At 68.4% G+C, this 23,426-nt stretch carries 22 protein-coding genes; 12 read left to right on the forward strand and 10 right to left on the reverse strand.

Annotated features, from left to right (window positions below; all coding sequences use genetic code 11):
* Positions 1 to 139 precede the first annotated feature (139 nt).
* Positions 140 to 724 (reverse strand): DUF882 domain-containing protein, encoded by a 585-nt coding sequence (locus QSG27_RS17730; protein WP_306708411.1) that lies wholly within the window; start codon positions 722 to 724, stop codon positions 140 to 142.
* Positions 725 to 1,101: 377 nt separating this feature from the next.
* Here QSG27_RS17730 and QSG27_RS17735 point away from each other — a divergent pair, with 377 nt between their 5' ends.
* The 4 genes from QSG27_RS17735 (at position 1,102) to QSG27_RS17750 (ending at position 3,919) form a co-directional block, all read left to right on the forward strand.
* Complete coding sequence (locus QSG27_RS17735; protein WP_306708413.1) at positions 1,102 to 2,409, forward strand: pentapeptide repeat-containing protein; 1,308 nt, start codon at positions 1,102 to 1,104, stop codon at positions 2,407 to 2,409.
* Between the two features lie 87 nt (positions 2,410 to 2,496).
* On the forward strand, positions 2,497 to 2,769 hold the full coding sequence (locus QSG27_RS29280) for a rubredoxin (RefSeq protein WP_407653241.1): 273 nt from the start codon (positions 2,497 to 2,499) through the stop codon (positions 2,767 to 2,769).
* 48 nt (positions 2,770 to 2,817) lie between these two features.
* Positions 2,818 to 3,273, forward strand: a complete 456-nt coding sequence (locus QSG27_RS17745; RefSeq protein WP_306708414.1) for an Lrp/AsnC family transcriptional regulator — start codon at positions 2,818 to 2,820, stop codon at positions 3,271 to 3,273.
* A gap of 19 nt (positions 3,274 to 3,292) precedes the next feature.
* Complete coding sequence (locus tag QSG27_RS17750; protein ID WP_306708416.1) at positions 3,293 to 3,919, forward strand: LysE family translocator; 627 nt, start codon at positions 3,293 to 3,295, stop codon at positions 3,917 to 3,919.
* A gap of 32 nt (positions 3,920 to 3,951) precedes the next feature.
* On the opposite strand, the gene QSG27_RS17755 is transcribed toward QSG27_RS17750, so the two are convergent.
* Positions 3,952 to 4,080, reverse strand: a complete 129-nt coding sequence (locus QSG27_RS17755; protein ID WP_286191897.1) for a hypothetical protein — start codon at positions 4,078 to 4,080, stop codon at positions 3,952 to 3,954.
* A 332-nt stretch (positions 4,081 to 4,412) separates the two neighbouring features.
* Here QSG27_RS17755 and QSG27_RS17760 point away from each other — a divergent pair, with 332 nt between their 5' ends.
* Positions 4,413 to 5,453: a patatin-like phospholipase family protein gene (locus QSG27_RS17760; protein ID WP_407653242.1), complete on the forward strand. Its 1,041-nt coding sequence runs from the start codon at positions 4,413 to 4,415 to the stop codon at positions 5,451 to 5,453.
* A gap of 6 nt (positions 5,454 to 5,459) precedes the next feature.
* On the opposite strand, the gene QSG27_RS17765 is transcribed toward QSG27_RS17760, so the two are convergent.
* A complete protein-coding gene (locus QSG27_RS17765) occupies positions 5,460 to 6,419 on the reverse strand; it encodes an SAM-dependent methyltransferase (RefSeq protein WP_306708420.1) in 960 nt (319 codons plus the stop codon).
* A 214-nt stretch (positions 6,420 to 6,633) separates the two neighbouring features.
* Here QSG27_RS17765 and QSG27_RS17770 point away from each other — a divergent pair, with 214 nt between their 5' ends.
* Both QSG27_RS17770 and QSG27_RS17775 read left to right on the forward strand, forming a co-directional pair.
* Positions 6,634 to 6,900 carry a (2Fe-2S)-binding protein gene (locus tag QSG27_RS17770; protein ID WP_306708422.1) on the forward strand — a complete coding sequence of 89 codons (267 nt, stop codon included), beginning with the start codon at positions 6,634 to 6,636 and terminating at the stop codon, positions 6,898 to 6,900.
* Positions 6,901 to 7,449: 549 nt separating this feature from the next.
* Complete coding sequence (locus QSG27_RS17775) at positions 7,450 to 7,770, forward strand: hypothetical protein (RefSeq protein WP_306708423.1); 321 nt, start codon at positions 7,450 to 7,452, stop codon at positions 7,768 to 7,770.
* Positions 7,771 to 7,782: 12 nt separating this feature from the next.
* On the opposite strand, the gene QSG27_RS17780 is transcribed toward QSG27_RS17775, so the two are convergent.
* The 3 genes from QSG27_RS17780 to QSG27_RS17790 form a co-directional block, all read right to left on the reverse strand.
* On the reverse strand, positions 7,783 to 9,585 hold the full coding sequence (locus tag QSG27_RS17780) for a sensor histidine kinase (RefSeq protein ID WP_306708425.1): 1,803 nt from the start codon (positions 9,583 to 9,585) through the stop codon (positions 7,783 to 7,785).
* 130 nt (positions 9,586 to 9,715) lie between these two features.
* Complete coding sequence (locus QSG27_RS17785) at positions 9,716 to 10,318, reverse strand: response regulator transcription factor (RefSeq protein WP_306708427.1); 603 nt, start codon at positions 10,316 to 10,318, stop codon at positions 9,716 to 9,718.
* The gene (locus tag QSG27_RS17790; protein ID WP_306708429.1) at positions 10,311 to 12,338 is read right to left on the reverse strand and encodes a sensor histidine kinase; all 2,028 of its coding nucleotides are present in this window, start codon (positions 12,336 to 12,338) and stop codon (positions 10,311 to 10,313) included. The genes QSG27_RS17785 and QSG27_RS17790 overlap by 8 nt, the downstream gene beginning before the upstream one ends.
* A 150-nt stretch (positions 12,339 to 12,488) precedes the next feature.
* Here QSG27_RS17790 and QSG27_RS17795 point away from each other — a divergent pair, with 150 nt between their 5' ends.
* From QSG27_RS17795 to QSG27_RS17805, 3 genes are all read left to right on the forward strand, one after another.
* Positions 12,489 to 13,499, forward strand: a complete 1,011-nt coding sequence (locus QSG27_RS17795) for a TRAP transporter substrate-binding protein (protein WP_306708430.1) — start codon at positions 12,489 to 12,491, stop codon at positions 13,497 to 13,499.
* A gap of 158 nt (positions 13,500 to 13,657) precedes the next feature.
* Positions 13,658 to 14,338, forward strand: coding sequence for a TRAP transporter small permease (locus QSG27_RS17800; protein ID WP_306708432.1), 681 nt, complete (start codon positions 13,658 to 13,660; stop codon positions 14,336 to 14,338).
* Complete coding sequence (locus tag QSG27_RS17805) at positions 14,335 to 15,633, forward strand: TRAP transporter large permease (protein ID WP_035674359.1); 1,299 nt, start codon at positions 14,335 to 14,337, stop codon at positions 15,631 to 15,633. Before QSG27_RS17800 ends, QSG27_RS17805 begins: the two co-directional genes overlap by 4 nt.
* An 88-nt stretch (positions 15,634 to 15,721) precedes the next feature.
* On the opposite strand, the gene QSG27_RS17810 is transcribed toward QSG27_RS17805, so the two are convergent.
* The 3 genes from QSG27_RS17810 to QSG27_RS17820 all read right to left on the reverse strand — a co-directional run bounded on the left by QSG27_RS17810 (position 15,722) and on the right by QSG27_RS17820 (position 18,624).
* Positions 15,722 to 16,078, reverse strand: coding sequence for a zinc ribbon domain-containing protein YjdM (locus QSG27_RS17810; protein ID WP_306708435.1), 357 nt, complete (start codon positions 16,076 to 16,078; stop codon positions 15,722 to 15,724).
* A 142-nt stretch (positions 16,079 to 16,220) separates the two neighbouring features.
* On the reverse strand, positions 16,221 to 17,804 hold the full coding sequence (locus QSG27_RS17815; RefSeq protein WP_306708437.1) for a methyl-accepting chemotaxis protein: 1,584 nt from the start codon (positions 17,802 to 17,804) through the stop codon (positions 16,221 to 16,223).
* A 64-nt stretch (positions 17,805 to 17,868) separates the two neighbouring features.
* Positions 17,869 to 18,624: a type 2 periplasmic-binding domain-containing protein gene (locus tag QSG27_RS17820; RefSeq protein ID WP_306708438.1), complete on the reverse strand. Its 756-nt coding sequence runs from the start codon at positions 18,622 to 18,624 to the stop codon at positions 17,869 to 17,871.
* Between the two features lie 224 nt (positions 18,625 to 18,848).
* On the opposite strand from QSG27_RS17820, the gene QSG27_RS17825 reads away from it, so the two are divergent.
* Entirely contained in the window at positions 18,849 to 20,900 is a 2,052-nt protein-coding gene (locus QSG27_RS17825) for a molybdopterin oxidoreductase family protein (RefSeq protein WP_306708440.1), read from the forward strand.
* 79 nt (positions 20,901 to 20,979) lie between these two features.
* Here the strand turns inward: QSG27_RS17825 and ettA are convergent, their stop codons facing one another.
* On the reverse strand, positions 20,980 to 22,656 hold the full coding sequence (ettA, locus tag QSG27_RS17830; RefSeq protein ID WP_306708442.1) for an energy-dependent translational throttle protein EttA: 1,677 nt from the start codon (positions 22,654 to 22,656) through the stop codon (positions 20,980 to 20,982).
* 123 nt (positions 22,657 to 22,779) lie between these two features.
* Between ettA and QSG27_RS17835 the strand changes: the two genes are divergently transcribed.
* Positions 22,780 to 23,247 (forward strand): YaiI/YqxD family protein, encoded by a 468-nt coding sequence (locus QSG27_RS17835; protein WP_306708445.1) that lies wholly within the window; start codon positions 22,780 to 22,782, stop codon positions 23,245 to 23,247.
* Positions 23,248 to 23,426: the final 179 nt, after the last annotated feature.

Raw genomic sequence — 23,426 nt, forward strand, 5'->3', positions numbered from 1 at the left:
CGCCGTCCTCAAGGGCACCGACGTCGACCAGCCGCGCAACCTCGCCAAGTCGGTCACCGTCGAGTAACGCGGACCGCTCGAAGAAAAAGCCCCCGTCCTTCGGGCGGGGGCTTTTTCACGTCCGCTCCTGGAAGGCCGGTCAGGCCGCCCAGTGGCGCTTGGGGCCGACGTCCACATGGACGAAGTTGCTTTCGGGATAGTAACCCACCCCGCCCCCGCGCAGGCTCAACGCCGCCCGTTGCAGGGTGCGCAGCGGCAGGCCGGGGACCCGCAGGTCGATGGCCTTGCCCTGCATGTGGAAGCTGTTCTGGGCCACGCCGCCGCCGTCCTGATCGCGCAGCCATGCGTTGGTCTCCGGTGAGCGGTAGCCGGAGATGATGTGCACCGGGTTCTTGCTGCCGACCTTGCGCGTCAGGGCGTGCAGCAGATCCAGCAGCTTCGGGTCGATGGGATGGACGGCGCCGGTGCGGTGGTCGCGCAGCAGATGGTTGATCTCGCGCAGACCGTCGCGCTGGTAGCGGCCCTTGGCCCAATATTCGGTCCGCACCCGTTCCCCGGTGTGCAGGTTGAGGAGGACCAATTGTCGCGGCGGGGCGCGCAACGCCGCCTCCGACACCTCCGGCGCCATCACCATACCCGCGGCGGCGGTGGCCAGACCGATGCGCAACAGTTCCCGCCGGCCGAGCTTGGCTGCTGGGGTCGGTTGGAATTTCGCCTCGGTCATCATGCCTCCATGGGGTCCCGAACGGAGGTGGCGGACACACCACCCCCTTTTTGTCCGATGACTTTTGGCGGCAGAGCCCCCGCTTGTGTCAAGAAACCAATGGTTAACGTTTAAGAAACTGCCGTATTTCCTGGGCTTGCCGGACCGGGAAGCCATCCGTCGGAACGGCGGGCCGCCAGGTTACAGGGGTGAAACACAACGGGCCGTGATCCCGATTCGCCGGGGCTCCGCGCCCGTTCGGGACAGACCGTGACAAGACCGGGGAAAAAAGCGGCAACCATAAGAGGTACTGCTGTGAACTGTACCGTTTAGCCTTCGGTAAGGAATCCACCCCCATAGTTTGGATAGTGAAAACAACCCCCGTCAGATTCCTTCCCGTGCCCCCCGTCGCCACAGCCCCTGCGCCGGCCCCCTCCTACCTTCGGCCCGATCAACTGGCCGAGGTTCTGGACCGGCATGCCCGCTGGATCAAGGGCCAGCCGGGCGGCGTGCGCGCCAATCTGGCGCTGGCCGACCTGGAGGGCGCCGACTTGTCGCAGCGCGACCTGCGCGGCGCCCGGCTGGTCGGGGCGAAGCTGGCGCGCTGCCGGCTCAGCGGCACCAATCTGGCCGGCGCCGACCTGTTCGGCGTGGACCTGCGCGACGCGGACATCACGCGCGCCAACCTGATGCAGACGGACCTGCGCGGCGCCCGGCTGCGCGCCGCCGATTTCTCGAACGCCAATCTGCGCGGCGCCGACCTGCGCGCCGGAACGCTGGAGCCGGGAGGCACCGCCCGCCGCGGCACCGGGCCGGACGCCCAGGACGCCGAAACCACCCGGCAGACGCATCGCACCGCCCTCGCCCGCCTCCAGGGCGGCGCCACGGCGGAGGGCGGCATCCCGACCGACCTGACCGGCGCGGTGCTGGCCGGCGCCAACCTGACGGAGGCCGACCTCTGCGGGGCGGTCCTTCAGAACGCCGACCTGACCGGGGCGGTGCTGACCGACGCCAACCTGTCCGGCGCGCGGCTCAACGGCGCCAACCTGACCGGCGCCCTGCTGGGCGGCGCGACTTTCGACAACGCCGATCTGGTCGGCACGCGGATGGTCGATTGCGATTTGTCGCAGGCCAAGCTCGGCTCCGCCTGCATGACCCGCCCCATCGACAGCATGGGGTCCGAGATCCAGCGAGCGATCTTCGACCATGAGCGCTGGATCGACAGCTTCGGCCAGCGCGGCGAGCGGGCCGAACTGGACGGCACCGACCTCAGCCGCGCCGACCTGCGCCGCGTCAACCTCAGCGCGGCCTCGCTGCGCGGAGCCAACCTGTCCGACGCGGCGCTGACCGGCGCGCGGCTGATGATGGCCGACCTGTCCGGCGCCAACCTGGAGCGCGCGAACCTGATGGGGGCCGACTTGTCCGGCGCCAATCTCAGCTTCGCCCGGCTGACCGGAGCCGACCTGACGCGGGTCAATCTCGGCCCGGCGGAGATCAAGGACCCCAGCGGACGGCCCACGGGCCGCTCCTGGGCCGCCAACCTGATGGGCGCCGACCTGCGGCAGGCAATGCTGACCGATTCCCGCATGGTCCAGGCCAACCTGACCGACGCCGATCTGGAGAACGCCGACCTGGACGGCGCGGATCTGGCCGGCGCGAAGCTCCAGCGCGCGCACCTCAAGGGCAAGGCCCCGCGGCGGCGCTGAGCCCGCCCTTTTCCTCCGGCAACCGTCATCATCCCGCAAAGGAACGCGGCGCATAGTGCGGCACCTCGATCCGCCGGACGGTCCGCCATGCCCACCACCCTTCCCCGCCGCGGCGCCCTGCGCCTTCTGCCCGCCTTCCTGCTCGCCCTGTTCGTCCGCCCCGCGCGGGCCGGGGACCCGCGCCTGTCCGAAATCTGGCGGTGCGGCGGCGGCGATTGCCCCGGCTACGAATACCACCCACGCGACGGCGACCCGGAGCACGGCGCACCCGCCGGGACAGCCTTCCAGGATTTGCCGGCGGACTGGTACTGCCCGCGCTGCGGCGCCGGAAAGCCCGATTTCCGCCGGATGGGCGATTGACGGAAATTACCCTTGCCTTTTGCCGCGTCATAAGAAAATATTGCGGTCATGGATGATACAGACCGTAAAATCATAGCGCACATTCAGGAAGACGGGCGCGCGTCCTACGCCGACATCGGGGCGGCGGCGGGGCTGTCGGTGTCCGCCGTGAACGAGCGGCTGAAGAAGCTCCAGGCCGGCGGCGTGATCCAGGGCTGGGGCGCGCGGGTCTCCCCCAAGGCCGCCGGGCTGGACGTTCTGGCCTTCGTGGAGGTGCTGCTGGACCGCCCGGAGCATGACGCGCCCTTCCGCGACGCCATGCGCGCCACCCCGGCGGTCCAGGAATGCCACCACGTCACCGGGGACTGGTCCTATCTGCTGAAGGTGCGCGTGGCCGACACGGACGCGCTGGAGCGCTTCCTGTCGGAGCGGCTGAAGGCCCTGCCCGGCGTGGCGCGTTCCCACACGGTGATCGCGCTGTCGTCCGTCAAGGAGACGCCGGTCCTTCCCATGGATTCAGACTGACCCATCCGGAGCGTCCATCATGGACACCCTGCCGGCCCTGCTGAAGGGCCTGATCATCGGTTTCAGCATCGCGGCCCCGGTCGGGCCGATCGGGCTTCTGTGCATCCGGCGCACCCTGGCCGACGGGCCGGCGCCCGGCTTCGTCAGCGGGCTGGGCGCCGCCAGCGCGGACGCGGTCTATGGCGCCATCGCCGGCTTCGGCGTGGCCCTGGTGACCGACGCGCTGATCGGGGCGCAGGTGGCGTTGAAGCTGGTGGGCGGCGTGATGCTGCTGTGGCTCGGCTGGAGCACCCTGCGCGCCCGTCCGGCGGAGCGCCCCGCGGACGCCCGCGGCGGCGCCGGTCTGGCCGGGGCCTACGCCTCCACCTTCGCGCTGACTCTCGCCAACCCGGCGACGATCCTCAGCTTCGCCGCGGTGTTCGGCGGGCTGGGCGTTTCGGCGGCCGGCGATGGGAACAGCACCGGCGTGGCCGCCCTGCTCGTCGCGGGCGTCTTTGCCGGTTCGGCCTTGTGGTGGCTGGGACTCAGCGCCTCGGTCGGGGCGTTTCGGCGCCGGGTCACGCCCGCCGCCATGCTGTGGATCAACCGCGCCTCGGGCGCGGTGCTGGGAGGGTTCGGGATCGCGGCCCTCGCCTCGCTTCTGTGAGCGGGCGGAATGCGCCGGTCACCCGGAAGAAATCACAGAAGGATCGTCACCGGGCCGCCCAGCGCGACGGCGGCGACGATCAGGATGGCGACCGCCGTCAGCTTTTCCGCCGCCGACCAGCGCTGCCAGTCCTTTTTGAAGCTCTTGAGTTCCTGGGCCATGGCAACCTCCGCCATCCCTGATTGTCCGTGCTGAAAGCGACATTGGACGTTTCCAGTTGATGTTTGGTTAACGTCACCCGGAAACTCTTTCTTCCATTCAGATGCCACAGGTAATCGGAAGAGAATTTGATACAAGTCAAATAGAAGGCAAAAGCGGGTACAATTTTCGGCATCCCCCGTGAGAGTCCCTCGCGGCGCGTTCCGCGTCCCCCGGATGGAAGGGTTCCCACCGGCGGCCCGGTACCCCAAATCCCTTTGGATACCCATCGACGCGGCGGCGCCAGGGCATGCTTTCCCAGGACAAACCTGACCAAGCCCATACAAAACACGAGGTGCTGGCGGTGAGCGGACTGAAGATCGGACTGGCCCTGGGCAGCGGGGCGGCGCGCGGCTGGGCGCACATCGGCGTCCTGCGCGCGCTGGAGGAGATAGGGGTCGAGCCCGACGTGATCTGCGGCACCTCCATCGGCGCGGTGGTCGGGGCGGCCTATCTGACGGATCAGCTGGACGAATTGCAGGTCTGGGCGCAGAGCATGGGCTGGCTCGGCATGCTGGGGATCATCGACCTGACCTTCCGGCGCGGCGGGCTGCTGGCCGCCGACCGCACCTTCGACCGCTTCCGCAATCACCGGACGGAAGTCACCATCGACCAGCTCCACAAGCCCTTCGCCGCGGTCGCCACCGACCTCGGCACGGGGCGGGAGATCTGGCTGCGCGACGGGCCGCTGCTCAGCGCGGTTCAGGCGTCCGCCGCCATGCCCGGCCTGTTCCCGGCGGTACGGCGCGACGACCATTGGCTGGTGGACGGGGCGCTGGTCAACCCGGTGCCGGTGTCGCTCTGCCGGGCGCTGGGGGCCGACGTGGTGATCGCGGTCAACCTGAACAGCGAATTGTCGCCGCTGAGCCGCCCCTCCGGACGCGGGGCGGCGAAGCTGCGCAAGGCGGCGGAGGCGAAGCCTGTCCAGATGCAGCCGGCCCAGATGCAGCCAGCACACACCGTTGCGGAAGCGGCGATGGCCCCGGCGGGCGACGCGACCTCGCCGGTTTTCACGACCCTGACGTCCCAGATCGCGTCCTGGATGGGGCGGCGCCCGGCGGCGCGCACGCGGTTCCTCGCCGACCAGTTGGAGCGCACCCCGGCCTCCAACGTCCCGCCCAACGTGATGGACGTGATGGCCGGGTCCATCGACATCATGCAGGACCGCATCACCCGGTCCCGCTTGGCCGGCGAGCCGCCGGACGTGCTGATCGCGCCCCGCCTCGCCCACATCGGCATCCTGGAGTTCGACCGGGCGGAAGAGGTGGTGGAGATCGGCCACGCCGCCGCCTCGATCCTCAAGCCCGCCCTGGAGCTGGCCCTCAGACGGGCGTAGACGCCGTCAGAACGGACCCGCCGGCCACATCCAGGTCAGCTCGTGCTTGTTGTGGTGCAGGTGCAGGACCCGCCCGCCGGGGATTTCGGCAAAGGCGCGGGCCGTCTCGTGGTCCGTCTCCGCCTGGAATTTCAGCGTGCAGATGAAGCGCTTGGCCAGCCCGCTGTCCATCCACTGCCGCACCAGACGCAGCAGGCGCGTGGGGTAGCAGATCACGTCGCAGCACAGCCAGTCCACCGGCCCGACATCCTGAGGCTTCAGGCCGAAGGCGCTCTCCTGGCGGAACTCGATGCGCGGCAGGGCGGCGATGGCCGGGTCGAGCGGCGCCTTGTCCACGCTGACCACGCTGGCGCCCAGCTCGTGCAGCACCCAGCTCCAGCCGCCCGGGCAGGCGCCCAGGTCGATGCAGCGGTCGCCCGGCCCCGGCTGCTCCCCGAACAGGGTCAGCGCCTCCCACAGCTTCAGATAGGCGCGGTTGGGCGGCACGGTCCGGTTCTCGACGAAGGTGACCTCGCCATGGCGGTAGGGGCTGGAGCAGCGCGCCGCCGCGACGATGGTCTTCTCGTCCAGCAGCGTCCAGGACCCCAGCGGCGCCGTCGGCAGCGGCGACGGGAAGACCACCGGCTTGGCCGAGACGTGCGGCAGGTTTTCCTGGATCAGGCTGGCGCGCCGATGGTGGCGCAGCGACCAGTGCGCCCAGTTCCGCTGGATGGAGCGCAGGGCCCGCGCCCCCTCCTTGATCGAGGCGAACTCGATCCGCACCGGGTCGTGCCAGACGTTCTGCGCCCAGGCGGCGGGGCGCGCCGGCCCGTCGGCGAAGACCAGCCGGTCCTCGACCGCCGCCACGTCCCCCAACTCGGCCACGAGATCCTGCACGAAGCCCTCGGGCGCCAGATAGATGGTCTGCCCCAGGGGGGTGTGCCCCGGCGCCGGATGGACGGACGAATGGTCGGATGAGTCGGTCATGCAGAGGGGCTAGCCTCCCTGGCGTGCGATTGCAAGCGCGCTCAACGCAATCCATGGCCGCTGCCCAAGCCGTACCCCATCCGGGCGGGCTGTGACATTCCGCCGCAAACCGCTCAAATTTGGCTGTCATGATTCAGATCAATTGACAATCATTCTCAGTCGCAGCACATTCGCATCAGCAAGACCGCACAACACGCACCGCTGCCGGGGGCCCATGTACGTCTGCATCTGCCACGCGCTGAACGACAAGCAGGTTACCAAGGCTCTTGAAAACGGCGCACGCACGCCGGCCTCCGTCTTCCGGCATTACGAGCGTCAGGTCCAATGCGGCAAATGCGTTCCGATGATGCGGGACATGGTGCAGAGCCACTGCGCGAACCAGTGCCCGAGTTGCCCCAGCCACGCTGCGGCGCATCACCCGGCCCCGCTGCCGGAACCCGCCAACGCCGAGAGCTTCCCCTACGGCATCGCGGCGGAGTGAAACGGGCCGCCCCTTCCCTTCTTTTCAAGTTCCCGGAACACCAGTCCGCGGCCCGGTGACCGGCTGACGCGACAACAGCCGTACCGCCGCCGTCGCCGGCCCGTTTAATCCAGGCGCCGACCGGATTATTTCGGGGCTCGACGGCTCTTTCCGCACTGTTTTGCTTCCACTTGGCGCCGAATGGGTCCTTCCATTAGGCTGCGACAAATCGCCATAGCCTTATACTCCTGGCCCGCTTGACGGGGCGGGACCGATGGTGCAGAAAGAATCCAATCGGACCCAAGAAATCCGAAACATTCGGAGCGACATAAAAACGCTCCCACTGGGTAAGACACACAAAACTTCAAGTCCTTGGGAACTGGAAACGTCTTTCATACGTCTATGAAAGGCCAACCGGTTGGATTTCTTATTTTGGCGTCGCAGCAAAGACGTTTTTGCAATGCATCATGCTTTTTGGGAAAGCATGTCCCGGTGCGCGGCACCATTCCGGAACACGGGCCGGACATCCGGGAGAACAGGACCCAAGCGACCCGAAGGGAGGAGTGAGAGATGAGCTGCCGCAATCGGCATGCCCATGACGCCAAGTGCCGTGACCTGCTTCGGGCAACCGCCGACCGGTTGGACCGGCTGCGGTCGCAGGTGGAGAGATCCAGTCCCGATGCTTGCGAAACCATGAGCCGGGAAGAGATGGAACGCACGCTGGACACCCTGCGCGGCCAGCGCAACCGGCTCTCCGCCCGCGTCGAGGCGGCGCGCATCGCCACCGACGACGCTTGGCCCTTCGCCCGCGCCATCGCCGATCAGGCCGCGGAGGAGCTGGTCGCCGGGCTGGACGGCATGGACGCCCGGCTGAAGCGCGTGGCGGCCTGACGGCGCCCGCCCTCACTCCGCCTTCTGTGCCGCCGCTTTCTGCGCTTCTGCCTTCTGTGCCAGGATGACGCGGTTTTCAGAGGGCGGAGCGCCCGGCAGGACGATCCTCACCACCGTGCCCTCCCCCGCGGCGCTCAACAGCTCCAGGCGCCCGCCATGGGCCTCCACGAACCGCTTGGCGAGCGGCAGCCCCAGCCCGGTGCCGGACTGCGCCTTCGTCATGTAGCTGTTCACCTGCCGGAAGGGCTCCAGAGCGATCTGGATGTCCTCCGGCGACATGCCGATGCCGGAATCGGCGACGGTCAGCGTCACGCTGCCGCCCTCCCCGGGCACCGCCTCCACACGCACATGGCCGCCCGCCGGCGTGAACTTGATGGCGTTGGACAGCAGGTTCAGAACGGCCTGCCGCAGCCTGATGTTGTCGGCGACCACCATCAGGCCGGGCTCGACGGGCGCACCCTCGATCCGGACCCCCTTCTGTTCGGCAAGCGCCTCCATCAGCTCCAGGCACTCGCCCAGCAGGACGGCCACCGGCACCGGCTCCGGATACAGATCGAGACGCCCCGCCTCCACCTTCGCCATGTCCAGCACATCGTTGACCAGCGACAGCAGATGCTGGCCGGAGGCGTGGATGCTGGCGATGTACTCCTGATGCTTGGGCGGGCTGGGTCCGAACAGGCCGGACAGCAGCGCCTCGCTGAAACCGATGATCGCGTTCAGCGGGGTGCGCAGTTCGTGGCTCATGTTGGCGAGGAAGTCGGACTTGGCCCGGTTGGCCGCCTCCGCATGCTCCTTTTCCGCTTCCGCATGTTCCTTCTCCGCTTCCAGCCGGCGGCGCTGCTCCGCCTGCATGGCCTCGCGGGCCTCCCGAGCCTCGCCCTCGGCGTAGCGGCGGCGGCGGACGTGGCGCGTCACCACCAGCGACAGCACCAGCGTCGCCAGACCGGCGCCCGCCGCACCGGCCAGGATGGTGGTGCGCGTCCGGTTCAGCCGGCTGCTGACCAGCTCGAACGGGACGGCCACGACGATGGACCAGCCGGTCTGCTGCGACCGGTGGACGAGGATCAGCGCTTCCTCCCCCTCCCGCGTCGTCCCCGAGAACAGGCCCGGATGCTGCTCCAACAGCCGAGGCACGAGCTGGTCCGACACCTTCTGGCCGACATGAAGCTCGGAATCGCGGGATCTCGCGGCGATGACCAGGGCCGGGTCCACGACCGACACCGTCCAGGCCGGCGGCAGCCCCGACCCGCGCAGCACGGCGTCCAGCCCGTCCAGACCGATCGCCAGCGACAGGAGATGGCGGACGGGCTGGCCCGCCCCTCCCTCCGGGTCCAGGATCGGGGCGCGGACGATCAGGGCCGGACGCCCCGGCGGCCCGCCCGGGGGCAGCACCCCGCCGACCACCGTCCGGCGCGTGGCGGCAACCTTCCGCGTCACCTCGTCCAGCCGCGGCGGCGGCAGCGGGACCCCCAGAGGGAATTGGGTGTGAAAGCGCAAGGTCAGGCTGTCCACCTCCACGAGCCCGACGGCCAGCCAGCCCGGCTGGCTGCGCACCGCCTCGATCGCCTGGGCCTTCAGCAGCGGCAGGTCGTCCACGGCACCGCGGCCCAGCGCCGCCAGCAGCTCCAGCGGGCGGGCCTTGCTTTCCAGCTCCCGGTCGATGGCGACCATCACGGAGCGCGCCTGCGCCGCCAGCTCCGCCGCCAGCACGTCCTGTTGCCTGAGATCGAGAATCCAGACCACGGCCGCCAGGAACAGCAGCAACGGGGCGATGGCGGCAAGCCCAAGGCCAAACGTCGATGAGGGCAGGCGCAAGGCACTCTCCGGCCGTTGACGGAAACGGATTGGCGTCCGGACTGGAAAAGGAAAAGCGGCGCGCTTCCCAGTGCATTGGTTCGCCCGCATCCGTCCGCCTGTCAAGCCCGTCGGTCGCCCCGACCCATCCTCACCCCACAGCCGCCAGAATGCGAGCGAGTTCCACCGCCGTCTTCACGCCCATCTTCTCGAAGACGTGGGCGCGGTGCACCTCGACCGTGCGCATGCTGATTCCCAGCTCGTCGGCGATGACCTTGTTCAGCTTGCCGGCCACCACCAGCTCCATCACCTGCCGTTCGCGCTGGGTCAGGGTCGCCAGCCGGGCGGCCACGCCGGCCTGCCCGGCCTGCCGCTCGCGCTCCCCGGCGTCGAAGGCCAGCGCCTCGATCACCCGGTCCACGAGGTCGTTGTCGTTGAAGGGCTTCTCCACGAAGTCGCGGGCACCCTTCTTCAGCGCCGACACGGCGATGGGCACGTCGCCATGGCCGGTCAGGAACAGCACGGGCATCCGGCAGCCCATGGCGCTCAGCCGGTCGAACAGTTCCAGCCCGCTCATCCCCTCCATGCGGATGTCCAGCAGGAGGCAGCCGGCCATGGCGGGGTCGTAGTCGGCCAGGAACGCTTCCGCCGACGGCCAGGAGGCCACCGGCACGTTGCGCGACTGGAACAGCCAGCACAGGGCGTCGCGGATCGCCTCGTCGTCATCGACGATGTGCAGCTTCGGCTCACACATCGGCCGCTCCCGCATCGCGGGATCCGGCGGCGTCCACCCCCGTTTCCGACAGGACCGGCAGGGAGAACAGGAACACCGTGCCGCCATCCGGAGCAGGCTCGAACCACAGGCGGCCCTGATGGTGCTCGATGATGGACCGGCAGATGTTCAGGCCCATGCCCATGCCCTCGGTCTTGGTTGTGAAGAAGGGAGAGAACAGTTTTTCCGCATTTTCGGGGGAAATGCCACAACCGCGGTCCCGGATGCGCGTCAGCACCCCGCCATCCACCGCCTGCACCATGATGCCGAGGCGGCGCCGGTCGCGCCGGGTCGCCGCCATCGCCTCGATTCCGTTGCGCATCAGGTTCACCACCACCTGCTGCAGCAGGATCCGGTCGGCCATCACCGCCGGCAGGGCGCCGCGCGTCTCCAGCACCAGCTTCACCCCCTGCTGGCGGGCGTCGGCGTCCATCAGCGCCACGCAGTCCTCCAGCACCTGCGCCAGACAGCACGGGGCGACGTTCGGTTCGCTCTTGCGGACGAAATCGTGAATCCGCCGGATGATCTGGCCGGCGCGTTTGGCCTGCCCGGACAGCTTGTCGAGCGCCGTCGCCAGCTCGTCCGGCCGGATGCTGCCGGCCTGAAGGCGGTTGAGGCAGCCGGTGCAGTAGCTGGCGATGGCCGACAGCGGCTGGTTCAGCTCATGCGCCAGGGTGGAGGCCATCTCGCCCATGGTGATGAGGCGCGCCGTCTGCTGGAGCCGCTCCTGCTGCTGGCGGGCCAGCTCCTCCGCCCGCTTGCGCTCGGTGATGTCGAGGACGGAGCCCATCCAGCCGGTGTGGCGCCCCTTGGCGTCGATCAGCGGGGCCTCGTAGATCAGCGCGTCGAACCGCTCGCCGTTGGCGCGGCGGAAGCGCAGCTCGAACCCGTTGGCCGGCGCGTTGCCGGCCAGGACGGCGCGGAAGACCTCCTCGGTGTGGGCGAGATCCTCGGGCAGCCAGTAGGGCATGACCGGCCCGGCGCCCACCAGCTCCTCCGCCGTCCAGCCGACCATGCGGCAGAAGGCCGGGTTCACATAGATGATGCGCCCGTCCAGGTCGCGGGCGCGCATCCCGACCGTCAGGCTGTCCTCCATCGCCTTGCGGAAAGCGTGCTCGGCGCGCAGGGCCTCCTCCGCCCGGATGCGCCGGGCGATGTGGCGGCGCACCGCCCACAGGCTCCACAGGGCCGAGACGGTCAGCGCGAAGATGGCGGCGATCAGGATGTTGCGCCCGACGTTGCCGGACACCTGATGCAGCGTGGCGACCAGCGTCAGGCCGTGCCCCGGCGGGTCGAAGGGCAGAATGTGGCTGCGCCGCGGTTCCGGCATCGCGATGCGCGACTTCGTGCCCAGAACGGCGCCGTAGGGGTCGATCACCTCCAGTTGGTAGCGCTGGGCGAACCACCAGGGGACATGGTGGGTCAGCAGGGCGTCGATGGACAGCACGCCGGCCAGCGCTCCGGCGAACTCCTGACCGCGGAAGATGGGGATGACGATCTCGAAGGCGGTGTCCGTCCCGCCCAGCCGGTAGGGCGCGGAATAGGTGCGCCGTCCCGAGGACCGGGCGATCAGGAAGGCGTCGGTGCGCGGGCTGGGGCCGAAGGCGTCGTCCAGGACCGGACCGTCGTCCACCGGCGGTTCCGACAGCACCGGGCGTCCCTGCGGGTCCAGCCGCACCACCCGCTGGATGGCCGGGTTGGCGGTGACGACGTGGCGCGCCATGGTCGTGAAGGTCACCGGGGTGGCGTCGGCGCGCCCCAGGGATTCGGCGAGATGCTGCAGCTTCTCCTCGTCGGAGGTGAGCTGGAAATGCAGGTTCTGCTCCACCCACAGCACGTCCTTGATGAGGGTGAGAGTCTCCTCCTCCCGCTCGCTGCGGTGGAGCACCCACAGGAAGACGCCGAACAGGAGGACCACCAGCGCCATCGCGACGATGGGCATGGCTTGCACCGGGCCGCGGTGGCCGAGGCCGGACACGGCGGTGGCCACGCCGTTCGTCATGGGGGGCAGAGGTGTCGGCACGGCAACCAATGTGTCACGTTCACAGCTACGGATTTCCACAATAGCGTCAGGGGCGAAATTATCGAACAATGAAAGAATATCAAAGGCCGGACTATCAGTCTGTCCAACAACAAGTGGAGGATGACCCCTATGAAGCTCGTTTCGCTGCTGTGCGCCACCGTCGCCGCCGGCTGCATGATGGCCGCCACCGCCGCCACCGCGCAGGAGCCGATCGTCATCAAGTTCAGCCACGTCGTCGCCCCGGAAACCCCGAAGGGCAAGGGCGCCGAGAAGTTCAAGCAGCTGGCCGAGCAGCGCACCGGCGGCAAGGTGAAGGTCGAGGTCTATCCCAACAGCCAGCTCTACAAGGACAAGGAGGAGCTGGAGGCCCTGCAGCTCGGCGCCGTGCAGATGCTGGCCCCGTCGCTGGCCAAGTTCGGCCCGCTGGGCGCCAAGGAATTCGAGATCTTCGACCTGCCCTACATCTTCCCCTGCAAGGCCGCCCTGGTGAAGGTCACCACCGGCACGATCGGCAAGCAGCTCTTCCAGAAGCTGGAGAACAAGGGCATCACCGGTCTGGCCTATTGGGACAACGGCTTCAAGATCATGAGCGCCAACAAGCCGCTGCACACCACGGCGGACTTCAAGGGTCTGAAGATGCGCATCCAGTCGTCGAAGGTGCTGGACGCGCAGATGCGCGCGCTCGGCTCCCTGCCGCAGGTGATGGCCTTCTCCGAGGTCTATCAGGCGCTGCAGACCGGCGTCGTGGACGGCACCGAGAACCCGCCGTCCAACATGTACACCCAGAAGATGCACGAGGTGCAGAGCCACGCCACGCTCTCCGACCACGGCTATCTGGGCTACGCGGTGATCGTGAACAAGAAGTTCTGGGACGGCCTGCCGGCCGACGTCCGCACCCAGCTCGACGGCGCGATGAAGGAAGCGACCGAGTACGCCAACAACATCGCCCAGGAAGAGAACGACAAGGCGCTGGAGGCCATGAAGGCCGCCGGCAAGACCAAGTTCTACGAGCTGACCAAGGAAGAGCGCGCGTCGTGGCGTCAGGCCATGCTGCCGGTCCACGAGGACATGGCGTCGCGCGTCGGCAAGGAGCTGCTGGCCAGCATCAAGACCGAGACCGACGCCGCCAAGTGCGAGTGATCGGACGCGGGTAACCAGGCACGGGTAACCGGGCGGCGGCATCGCCGCCCGTTCTGATCAAAAAAAACCAAAGCACGGCCTAACCAAAGCACGGCCTTCGGCAAGCGCCCGCGTGACCAACGCGGGCGCTTCCTCCTGCGCGCGGAGCCACCATGCCCATGAAAATCCTAGACCATCTGGAGGAGATTCTTATCGCCTTCCTGATGGCCGCGGCGACGACGATCATCTTCGTCGCCGTCGTCCACCGTTATGCTTCCGGCATCCCCGTCATCCAGGACTACATCCTTCACTGGAACTTGGCCTGGGCGCAGGAGCTGTGCATCTACATGTTCGTCTGGATGGCGAAGTTCGGCGCCGCCTATGGCGTCCGTACCGGCATCCATGTGGGTGTGGACGTGCTCATCAACAAGCTGTCCAGCCCGATGCGGTCGAAATTCATCGTGTTCGGCCTGCTGGCCGGCGCGCTGTTCACCGGCGTGGTCGGCACGATGGGTTCCACCTTCGTCTGGCACATGTCGGATACCGAGCAGGTCTCGGCGGACCTGGAATGGCCGATGTGGATCATCTATCTGGCGATCCCCGTCGGCTCCTACCTGATGTGCTTCCGCTTCCTTCAGGTGATGGTGAACTTCCTGCGCACCGGCGAGTTGCCGCACCACGACCACGGCCATGTCGAGGGTCTGGAGGAGGACAAGACCGACCCGCAGCGCGCCGCGCAGGACGTCAACTGGTTCGAGATGGACGACAACCTGCACCCGCACGACATCGCCCATCATGAGGGCCGCAAGCCCGGCGGCGGCACGGCTGCCGGCACGGGACCGAAGGAGAACGACCGATGAACGCCGCCATCATCTTCGGCCTTCTGCTGGTTCTGATGCTCACCGGCATGCCGATCTCGATCTCGCTCGGCCTGACGGTTCTGACCTTCCTCTTCACCATGACCCATGTGCCGATCGAGGCCGTGGCGCTGAAGCTGTTCACCGGCATCGAGAAGTTCGAGATCATGGCGATCCCGTTCTTCATCCTGGCCGGCAACTTCCTGACGCACGGCGGCGTGGCGCGGCGCATGATCAACTTCGCCACGGCGATGGTCGGCCATTGGCACGGCGGCCTCGGCCTTGCCGGCGTGATGGGCTGCGCCCTGTTCGCGGCGGTGTCCGGCTCCAGCCCGGCGACGGTGGTGGCCATCGGCTCCATCGTGCTTCCGGCGATGGTCGCCCAGGGCTTCCCGAAGCAGTTCGGCGCCGGCGTCATCACCACCTCGGGCGCGCTGGGCATCCTGATCCCGCCGTCCATCGTGATGGTGATGTACTCCGTCGCCACCAGCGGCAGCCCGCACGCCGCCTCGGTCGGCCAGCTCTTCATGGCCGGCGTCATCCCCGGCCTGATGCTGGCCTTCGTGCTGGGCGGCGTCACCTGGTACCGCGCGCGCAAGTTCGGCTATCCGCGCCTGCCGAAGGCCAGCCTGGCCCAGCGTCTGAAGGCGCTGCGCGAGGCGATCTGGGGCCTTCTGCTGATCGTCATCGTCATCGGCGGCATCTATTCCGGCGTCTTCACGCCGACCGAAGCCGCGGCGATGAGCGCCGTCTACGCCTTCATCATCGCGGTCTTCGTCTACAAGGACATGCCGTTGCGCGGCGTGCCGAAGGTGCTGCTGTCGTCGGCCAGCATGTCGGCGATGCTGCTCTACATCATCACGAACGCCGTGCTGTTCTCGTTCGTGCTGACCTCGGAGAACATCCCGCAGGGCATCGCCGACTGGATCGTCGGCCAGGGGCTGGGCGTGATCGCCTTCCTTCTGGTGACGAACATCCTGCTGCTGATGGCCGGCAACTTCATGGAGCCGTCGTCGATCGTGCTGATCATGGCGCCGATCCTGTTCCCGGTCGCCATCAAGCTGGGCATCGACCCCGTGCATTTCGGCATCATGATGGTCGTGAACATGGAGGTCGGCATGTGCCACCCGCCGGTGGGCCTGAACCTCTACGTCGCGTCGGGCATCACCAAGATGGGCATCACCGAGCTGACCGTGGCCGTCTGGCCGTGGCTGCTGGCGATGCTGGGCTTCCTGGTGCTGATCACCTACGTGCCGATCATCTCCACCTGGCTGCCGCGCGCGCTGGGGATGATGTAACGAGCCCCACGGACGCCGCTCAAACGGAAAACCCCTCGCCGGACCGCTCCGGCGAGGGGTTTTCCTTTTTCGGAGAAACCGGGTTCCGTCACGCCTTCTTGACGAACTCCGACTTCAGGTTCATCGCGCCGATGCCGTCGATCTTGCAGGCGATGTTGTGCCCGTCGGCCCCGTCCACCAGACGGATGTTCTTCACCTTGGTGCCGCCCTTGACGACCAGGGACGAGCCCTTGACCTTCAGGTCCTTGATGACGGTCACCGAATCGCCGTCGCTCAGGACATTCCCGTTGGCGTCCCGCACCCCCTGGTCCGCCGCGGCCTCCGCGCCGGCGGCGCCTTCGGCCTGCGGGTTCCATTCATGCGCGCATTCCGGGCAGATCCACAGCATGCCGTCCTGATAGACATGCTCGGAGCCGCATTTCGGGCACTTCAATCCGTCTTCCATCATCGTCCTCGCCGTTCGGGGGCGGCATCCTAGTGCGGCGCGGCGGAAACCGGAAACGCAAGTTGACGGCGGCGGGCGTTTCCACCCGCCGCCGTTGCTTTCCGGACCGTCGCCTGTCGCGTTGCTTCCCGGGCAGGCGCGGTTACGCCGCCTTGATCGAGGTGAGGAACTTCTGCACCTCGTCGCGCAGTTCGACGAAGCGCGCCTGAAGGGTCTGGGCGACCTCCACCGACTGGCGGGCCGCCGTCGCCACCTCCGACGAGGCGCCGGAGGCGACCGCGATGCTGCGGGTCACGGTGTCGGCCTCGCCGGCCACGGTGCGGACCTTCTCCGCGATCTCGCCGGTTGCCGCCAGTTGCTCCCCCACCGCCGCGGCGATTTCCGAAGACCGCTGGCTGAGCTGCCCGATGGTCTCGGTGATCGCGCCGATGGCGGACACGGTTTCCTGGGTCACCGACTGGATGGCGCCGATCTGGGTGGCGATCTCCTCGGTCGCCTTGGCGGTTTGGCTGGCGAGATTCTTCACCTCGCTCGCCACCACCGCAAAGCCCTTGCCGGCCTCCCCCGCCCGCGCCGCCTCGATGGTCGCGTTGAGCGCCAGCAGGTTGGTCTGGCCGGCGATGGAGGTGATGAGGTTGGTGATTTCGCCGATCTTGGCGGCGCCGGCGGCCAGAGCCTCCACCGTCTTGCGGCTGGCGTCGGCGCGGTCGATGGCCTGGGCGGACATGGCGACCGACTGTTTGACGCTCTCGGCGATGGTACGGATCGACTGGGTGAGCTGCTCCGCCGCCGCGCTGGCGGTCTGGACGGTGCGGCTGGTTTCGTCGGCGGCGCCGGCCACCGAGGCGTTGCACTGGTCGGCGCGCAGCGCGCTCTCCAGCATGCTGCCGGCGCTGCCCTTCATCTGGGACGCGGCGGTGGAGGCTTCGCCGACCGTCGCCTGGACCGACCGGTCGAAGGCGGCGGCGAGGCGGGTCAGCCGTTCGCCGCGATGCGCCTCCTCGGCCTGCCGGGCCAGCTTCTCGGCTTCGAGCTGCTGACGGTGCTGGGCGTTCTGGCGCAGCACGTCGATGGTGCGGGCCATGGCGCCCATCTCGTCGCGGCGCTCCAGGGCCGGCACGGCGACCGCGTAGTCCCCCTCGGCCAGCCGCCCGACCATGGCGGTGATCTGCATCAGCGGGCGCGTGATGGCCGACACGACGAGGTAGAGCGCCGCCATGATGGCGAGGAAGGCGACCGCCCCGACGGCGACCTGGGTCACCGCGTCGGCGGTCACCCGCGCCTCCACCCGGTCCGTGCGCAGGCGCAGGACGAATTCGCCGATGGTCTTGCGCTGGCCGGCCTGCCCGCCGACGATGGGCTTGACCACCTCGATGAAGCCCTTCGCGGCCTTGGTGTCGCCGACCTCGGCCACCACCTTGGCCTTGTCGTCGCGCACCTGGACGCCGAGGAAATCGGGGTCGGAGGACGGTGCCCGGGCGACCTCGCGCACCTGCTCGGTGTCGAGGTCATAGAGCGGGATGGCCGCCGCGCGGGCCTGGAGCGAGGCCACCATGTCGGCGCGCGCCGCCAGCGTCTCCTTCGCCTGATGGGCCGAGCCATGCACGCCCCAGGCGATGGCCAGCACCTGATAGACCAGCAGCACGCCGCCGATCAGCAGCAACGCCCGCAGGCGCAGCCCCAGACCACCGCCCTGATTCCCGCCTGCCGAACCGTTGACCGTCATGATCCGCCCTTTTCCTAGCTTAGGAACAGCCCTGCTGAACGACCGGCGCCGCCTGCACGCGGCGTTACCGGGTCGCCTTGAACCCGGCTTCGAGTTTCGCCAGCACCGCCTCGGCGTCCGGCGTCTTCTTCGACACGACGATGTAGACGTCCAGCGTCTGGACCGGCGTCGCCTTCAGGTCCGGAAGCGCCTTCCCGCCCAGCGCCTGCTGCATCGGCAGGGAATATTGCAGCAGCGTCGGCGCCCGCCCGGCCTGGAGAAGCTGGAGCGCCTGATCGGCGGTCCGCGCGTCGACCAGCTGCACCTTGTTGGCCGGGTCCTCCATCCAGGCGCGCCAGCCGCCGTAGGAATAGCCGTTCAGCGCGATCACCGCCTTGCCCGACAGATCCTCCTTCGCCTTGACCGCCGGGGCTTCGCCGATGCCGTAGGCGTTCAGCTCGATCCGGGCGATGGGGGCGGCGCTGACCAGCGTGGTGCCTTCGAATTCCTTGACCGTGCGGATGCCCAGGAAAATGCCGAACTCGCCCTCCGCGATTCCGGAGAAGAGACGGCGGGCCGGGGCCGATTCGGCGGTGTAGGCGATGCCGGCGGCCTTGGCGGCCTTGTCGAAGGCTTCGATCAGGCTGCCCTTCGCGGAGCCGCCGTCGGTCTGGGTGTAGGGCGGAAACTCCACATAGCCCAGCTTCACGCCGTCCGCCCGCGCCGTGGCGATCCCCGGAGCGGCCATGCCGGCAACGGCGCCGATCATGGCCCCGATCAGGGCGCCGAACACCCCCGTCCGCAGAGCACGCCGGGCGCCCCCGGCAACATTCGCGATCATACGGCTTCCCCTTAGAAGTGTCGTTCCGTGCTTCTGGCGGCGCAAAAAGCGCCTCATACGAGCATTTGCATGGAAATGTACATCTTTTTGCGACGCCCCACCACAAGGATAGGACTGCAGCATTGAAATCTGATGGCAGTCTTTAAACAATCCCGACCGATTGCGGAAAGCGGGATGCCGGACATAAGCTGTTCACCGCTTTACCCGCGCCGAGGCGTCCTTCCGTGACTTCCGTCTTCCTGCCGACCGCCTGCCCGCACGATTGTCCCAGCACCTGCGCCCTCGAAGTGGAACGGCTGGCGCCGGACCGCATCGGCAAGGTCCGCGGGGCCGCCGCCAACAGCTACACGGCGGGCGTCATCTGCGCGAAGGTCAGCCGCTATGCGGAGCGCGCGCACGCCCCGGACCGTCTCAGGACGCCGCTGCGGCGCACCGGCCCGAAGGGGTCCGGCCAGTGGGCGGAGATCGGCTGGGACGAGGCGCTGGACCGCATCGCCGACGCCTTCCTGGACGCCGAGCGGCGCCTTGGCGCGGAGGCCGTCTGGCCCGTCTTCTACGCCGGCACCATGGGGCTGGTGCAGCGCGGCGGCATCCAGCGGCTGCGCCACGCGAAGGGCTATTCGCGGCAGATCAGCACGGTGTGCGACACCCCGGCCAACATGGGCTGGCTGGCCGGGCACGGCGACATCCGCGGCGCCGACCCGCGCGAGATGGCCGACAGCGACCTGATCGTGAACTGGGGCGGCAACCCGGTGGCGACCCAGGTCAACGTGATGACCCATGTCAGCCGCGCCCGCAAGGGCCGCGGGGCCAAGCTGGTCACTATCGACCCCTACCGCACCGGCACGGCGGAGGTGTCGGACCTTCACCTGATGCTGCGCCCCGGCACGGACGGCGCGCTGGCCTGCGCGGTGATGCACGTCCTGTTCCGCGAAGGGCTGGCCGACCGCGCCTATCTCGACCGCTACGCCGCCGGTGCGGAGCGGCTGGAGGCGCATCTCGCCGCCCGCACCCCGGAATGGGCGGCGGCCATCACCGGCCTGACGGTGGAGGAGATCGTCGGCTTCGCCCGCCTCTACGGCGTCACGAAGCGCAGCTATCTGCGGCTGGGCTACGGGCTGACGCGCGGCCACAACGGGGCGGCGCAGATGCACGCGGTGTCCTGCCTGCCGGTGGTCACCGGCGCCTGGGCGCACAAGGGGGGCGGGGCGCTCTACTGTTCCTCCGGCATCTACAGCATCGACCGCACCCTGTCGGAGGGGCTGGACCGGCTGGACAGCTCCGTCCGCGGCTTCGACCAGTCGCGCATCGGCGCGGTGCTGACGGGGGAGGACGTGAAGAGCGGCCCGCCCGTCACCGCCATGCTGATCCAGAACACCAACCCGGCGGCGATCTGCCCGGACAGCGCCCGCGTGCGCCGCGGCTTCCTGCGCGACGACCTGTTCGTGGCGGTGCACGAGCAGTTCATGACCGACACGGCGCAACTGGCCGACATCGTCATTCCCGCCACCACCTTCCTGGAGCATGACGACCTCTACCGCGGCGGCGGGCAGATGCACATCCTGATCGGCCGCAAGGTGATCGAGCCGCAATTCGAGGCGCGCGAGAACCACTGGGTGATTTCCGAACTGGCCCGCCGCGTCGGGGCCGAACATCCCGGCTTCGGGATGAGCGCGCTGGAGATCATCGATTCCATGCTGAAGAGTTCCGGCCTCGGCGACGCCGCCACCCTGACGGAGCGGCGCTGGATCGACGCCCAGCCGGATTTCGAAACCTCGCACTTCCTGAACGGCTTCGCCTTCCCAGACGGGCGGTTCCGCTTCGCACCGGACTGGGCGGCGCTCGGCCCCTACGGCGCCGGCCAGTTGCCGGAGTTGCCGGACCACATGGCGCCGGGCCGCCCGGCGGACGCGGAACACCCGTTCCGCCTCGTCACCGCCCCGGCGCGGCAGTTCCTGAATTCCAGCTTCACCGAGACGGTGACCGCCCAGCGCCGCGAAGGCCGCCCCACCGCCCTGATCCATCCGGAGGACGCGGCGGGCCTCGGTCTGGCGGACGGCGACGCCGTGCGCCTGGGCAACGGCCAGGGCAGCGTGGTCGTCCACGCCAAGCCCTTCGCCGGAGTGCCGCGCGGGGTGGTGATCGTGGAAGGCATCTGGCCGAACGGCGCCTTCGTCGAGGGGATCGGGATCAACACCCTGACCTCGCCCGAGCCGATTCCCCCGGCGGGCGGCGCCGCCTTCCACGACACGGCCGTGTGGCTGCGCGCGGCCTAAGAAGAGGGGCCGGTGGCCGAAGGCCCGGCGGGTCCCCTCTCCCGGGGCGGGAGAGGGGGTCCGACATCAAACCACCGGATTACGAACGGACCAGCGGCTTGTACTTGATGCGGTGCGGGTTCACGGCATCCTCGCCCAGGCGGCGCTTTTTGTCGGCCTCGTAGGCTTCGAAGTTGCCCTCGAACCACTCCACATGGCTGTCGCCCTCGAAGGCCAGGATGTGGGTGGCCAGACGATCGAGGAACCAGCGGTCGTGGCTGATGACCACGGCGCAGCCGGCGAAGCTCTCCAGCGCCTCTTCCAGGGCGCGCAGCGTATCGACGTCCAGATCGTTGGTCGGTTCGTCGAGGAGCAGCACGTTGGCGCCGGACTTCAGCATCTTGGCGAGGTGGACGCGGTTGCGCTCACCGCCGGAGAGCTGGCCGACCTTCTTCTGCTGGTCGGGGCCGCGGAAGTTGAAGGAGGAGACGTAGGCACGGCTCGGCATCGACTTCTTGCCGAGGTCGATGATGTCCAGCCCGTCGGAGATTTCCTCCCACACCGTCTTGTTCGGGTTCAGCGAATCACGGCTCTGGTCGACATAGCCCAGCTTCACCGTCTCGCCGACGCGGAAGGCGCCGGCGTCCGGCCCCTCCTGCTCCGTGATCATGCGGAACAGGGTGGTCTTGCCGGCGCCGTTCGGGCCGATCACGCCGACGATGCCGCCCGGCGGCAGGCGGAAGGACAGGCCGTCGATCAGCAGGCGGTCGCCGAAGCCCTTGTTGATGTTCTCGGCCTCGATGACGACGTTGCCCAGGCGCGGCGGCGTCGGGATGACGATGCGGGCCTCGCCCGTCGTCTCCTTGCCGCTCTCGGCCAGCAGCGTCTCGTAGGCGGAGATGCGGGCCTTGCTCTTGGCCTGACGGGCGCGCGGCGACTGCCGGATCCATTCCAGCTCGGTGGCGAGCTGCTTCTGGCGGGCCTCTTCGGCGCGGCCTTCCTGCTCCAGGCGCTTCTGCTTCTGCTCCAGCCAGGAGGAGTAGTTGCCCTCCCACGGAATGCCCGAGCCACGGTCGAGTTCGAGAATCCAGCCCGTCACGTTGTCGAGGAAGTAACGGTCGTGGGTGACCAGGACGACCGTGCCCTTGTAGTCCTCCAGGTGCTTCTGCAGCCACGCCACGGATTCGGCGTCCAGATGGTTGGTCGGCTCGTCGAGCAGCAGCAGGTCGGGCTTTTCCAGAAGCAGCTTGCACAGCGCGACGCGGCGCCGCTCGCCGCCCGACAGCTTGGTCACGTCGGAATCGCCCGGCGGGCAGCGCAGCGCGTCCATGGCGATCTCGACCGTGCGGTCGATGTCCCAGGCGTCGGCGGCGTCGATCTTCTCCTGAAGCTCGGCCTGCTCGGCCATCAGCGCGTCGAAGTCGGCGTCCGGGTCGCCCATCGCCTCCGACACGGCGTTGAAGCGGTCCAGCAGCCCCTTGGTCTCGGCCAGGGCCTCCAGGACGTTCTCCTGCACCGTCTTTGTCGGGTCGAGCTGCGGCTCCTGCGACAGGTAGCCGACCTTGGCCCCCTGCGCGGCCCAGGCTTCGCCCGAGTAATCCTTGTCGAGACCGGCCATGATCTTCATCAGCGTCGATTTACCGGCGCCGTTGACGCCGAGGACGCCGATCTTCACGCCGGGCAGGAAGGACAGCCAGATGTTGTCCAGAACCTTCTTGCCGCCGGGGTAGACCTTGGACAGGCCCTTCATCACATAGACATATTGATAGGACGCCATGCGCCGCTCCGACCCTTCTGCACAAAAAGGAAAATTTCAGGACGCCACCCGCGGCGCCACTTCGCTCGACCAGGGTTTTAGCGCATAAGGACGCGACGTTAAACGGCGAAGGAGGGAGGCCGGGTGGTCGAGATTTATGTGGATGCCGACGCCTGCCCGGTAAAGGCCGAAATTTACCGGGTGGCCGGACGCAACGGAATCAAGGTCTGGATCGTCAGCAACGGCCCGTTGCGCCTTCCCAACGAATGCCTTTCGGAGTTGGTCGTCGTCGGATCGGAATTCGACGCCGCCGACAACTGGATCGCCGACCACGCCACCGAGGCCGACATCGTGGTGACCGCCGACATCCAGTTGGCCGACCGCTGCGTCAAGAAGCGCGCCGTGGTGATCGGCCCGACCGGGCGGCCCTTCACGGAGGACAGCATCGGCTCCGCCATCGCCACCCGCGCCCTGATGCAGGATCTGCGCGACATGGGCGTGGTCAGCGGCGGCAACAAGCCGATGAGCCAGCAGGACAAGTCCAAGTTCCTGCAAACGCTCGATCAGGCGGTCCAGGCGCTGAAGGCCGGGCGGCGGCCCAAATGGCGGTAGGGCGTCACTCCGGCGGCGCGCCGGCCTGATCGGCGGCGATGGCCCGCGCCTGACCGTGCGTGGCCACCCCCTGCCCGTTCAGCCGCAGCAGAAGCGCCGCCGCCAGTTCCGCCTCCACCAGGGCGGGGGCGAAGGGGCCCATGCGGCGGTCGGGCGCGATGCCGAAGGCGGCGGCCAGC

It is taken from the genome of Azospirillum isscasi, assembly GCF_030849505.1.
GTDB lineage: Bacteria > Pseudomonadota > Alphaproteobacteria > Azospirillales > Azospirillaceae > Azospirillum > Azospirillum isscasi.

What these genes read in the sequence shown, in the direction of transcription:
- QSG27_RS17755 (WP_286191897.1), bottom strand. Translation starts at nt 4,080, where the DNA reads ATGGCCCAGGAACTCAAGAGCTTCAAAAAGGACTGGCAGCGCTGGTCG.
- QSG27_RS17800 (WP_306708432.1), top strand. Translation starts at nt 13,658, where the DNA reads ATGAAAATCCTAGACCATCTGGAGGAGATTCTTATCGCCTTCCTGATG.
- QSG27_RS17770 (WP_306708422.1), top strand. Translation starts at nt 6,634, where the DNA reads ATGTACGTCTGCATCTGCCACGCGCTGAACGACAAGCAGGTTACCAAG.
- QSG27_RS17730 (WP_306708411.1), bottom strand. Translation starts at nt 724, where the DNA reads ATGACCGAGGCGAAATTCCAACCGACCCCAGCAGCCAAGCTCGGCCGG.
- QSG27_RS17795 (WP_306708430.1), top strand. Translation starts at nt 12,489, where the DNA reads ATGAAGCTCGTTTCGCTGCTGTGCGCCACCGTCGCCGCCGGCTGCATG.
- QSG27_RS17765 (WP_306708420.1), bottom strand. Translation starts at nt 6,419, where the DNA reads ATGACCGACTCATCCGACCATTCGTCCGTCCATCCGGCGCCGGGGCAC.
- QSG27_RS17750 (WP_306708416.1), top strand. Translation starts at nt 3,293, where the DNA reads ATGGACACCCTGCCGGCCCTGCTGAAGGGCCTGATCATCGGTTTCAGC.
- QSG27_RS29280 (WP_407653241.1), top strand. Translation starts at nt 2,497, where the DNA reads ATGCCCACCACCCTTCCCCGCCGCGGCGCCCTGCGCCTTCTGCCCGCC.
- QSG27_RS17745 (WP_306708414.1), top strand. Translation starts at nt 2,818, where the DNA reads ATGGATGATACAGACCGTAAAATCATAGCGCACATTCAGGAAGACGGG.
- QSG27_RS17810 (WP_306708435.1), bottom strand. Translation starts at nt 16,078, where the DNA reads ATGGAAGACGGATTGAAGTGCCCGAAATGCGGCTCCGAGCATGTCTAT.
- QSG27_RS17805 (WP_035674359.1), top strand. Translation starts at nt 14,335, where the DNA reads ATGAACGCCGCCATCATCTTCGGCCTTCTGCTGGTTCTGATGCTCACC.
- QSG27_RS17775 (WP_306708423.1), top strand. Translation starts at nt 7,450, where the DNA reads ATGAGCTGCCGCAATCGGCATGCCCATGACGCCAAGTGCCGTGACCTG.
- QSG27_RS17815 (WP_306708437.1), bottom strand. Translation starts at nt 17,804, where the DNA reads ATGACGGTCAACGGTTCGGCAGGCGGGAATCAGGGCGGTGGTCTGGGG.
- QSG27_RS17820 (WP_306708438.1), bottom strand. Translation starts at nt 18,624, where the DNA reads ATGATCGCGAATGTTGCCGGGGGCGCCCGGCGTGCTCTGCGGACGGGG.
- QSG27_RS17790 (WP_306708429.1), bottom strand. Translation starts at nt 12,338, where the DNA reads ATGACGAACGGCGTGGCCACCGCCGTGTCCGGCCTCGGCCACCGCGGC.
- QSG27_RS17785 (WP_306708427.1), bottom strand. Translation starts at nt 10,318, where the DNA reads ATGTGTGAGCCGAAGCTGCACATCGTCGATGACGACGAGGCGATCCGC.
- ettA (WP_306708442.1), bottom strand. Translation starts at nt 22,656, where the DNA reads ATGGCGTCCTATCAATATGTCTATGTGATGAAGGGCCTGTCCAAGGTC.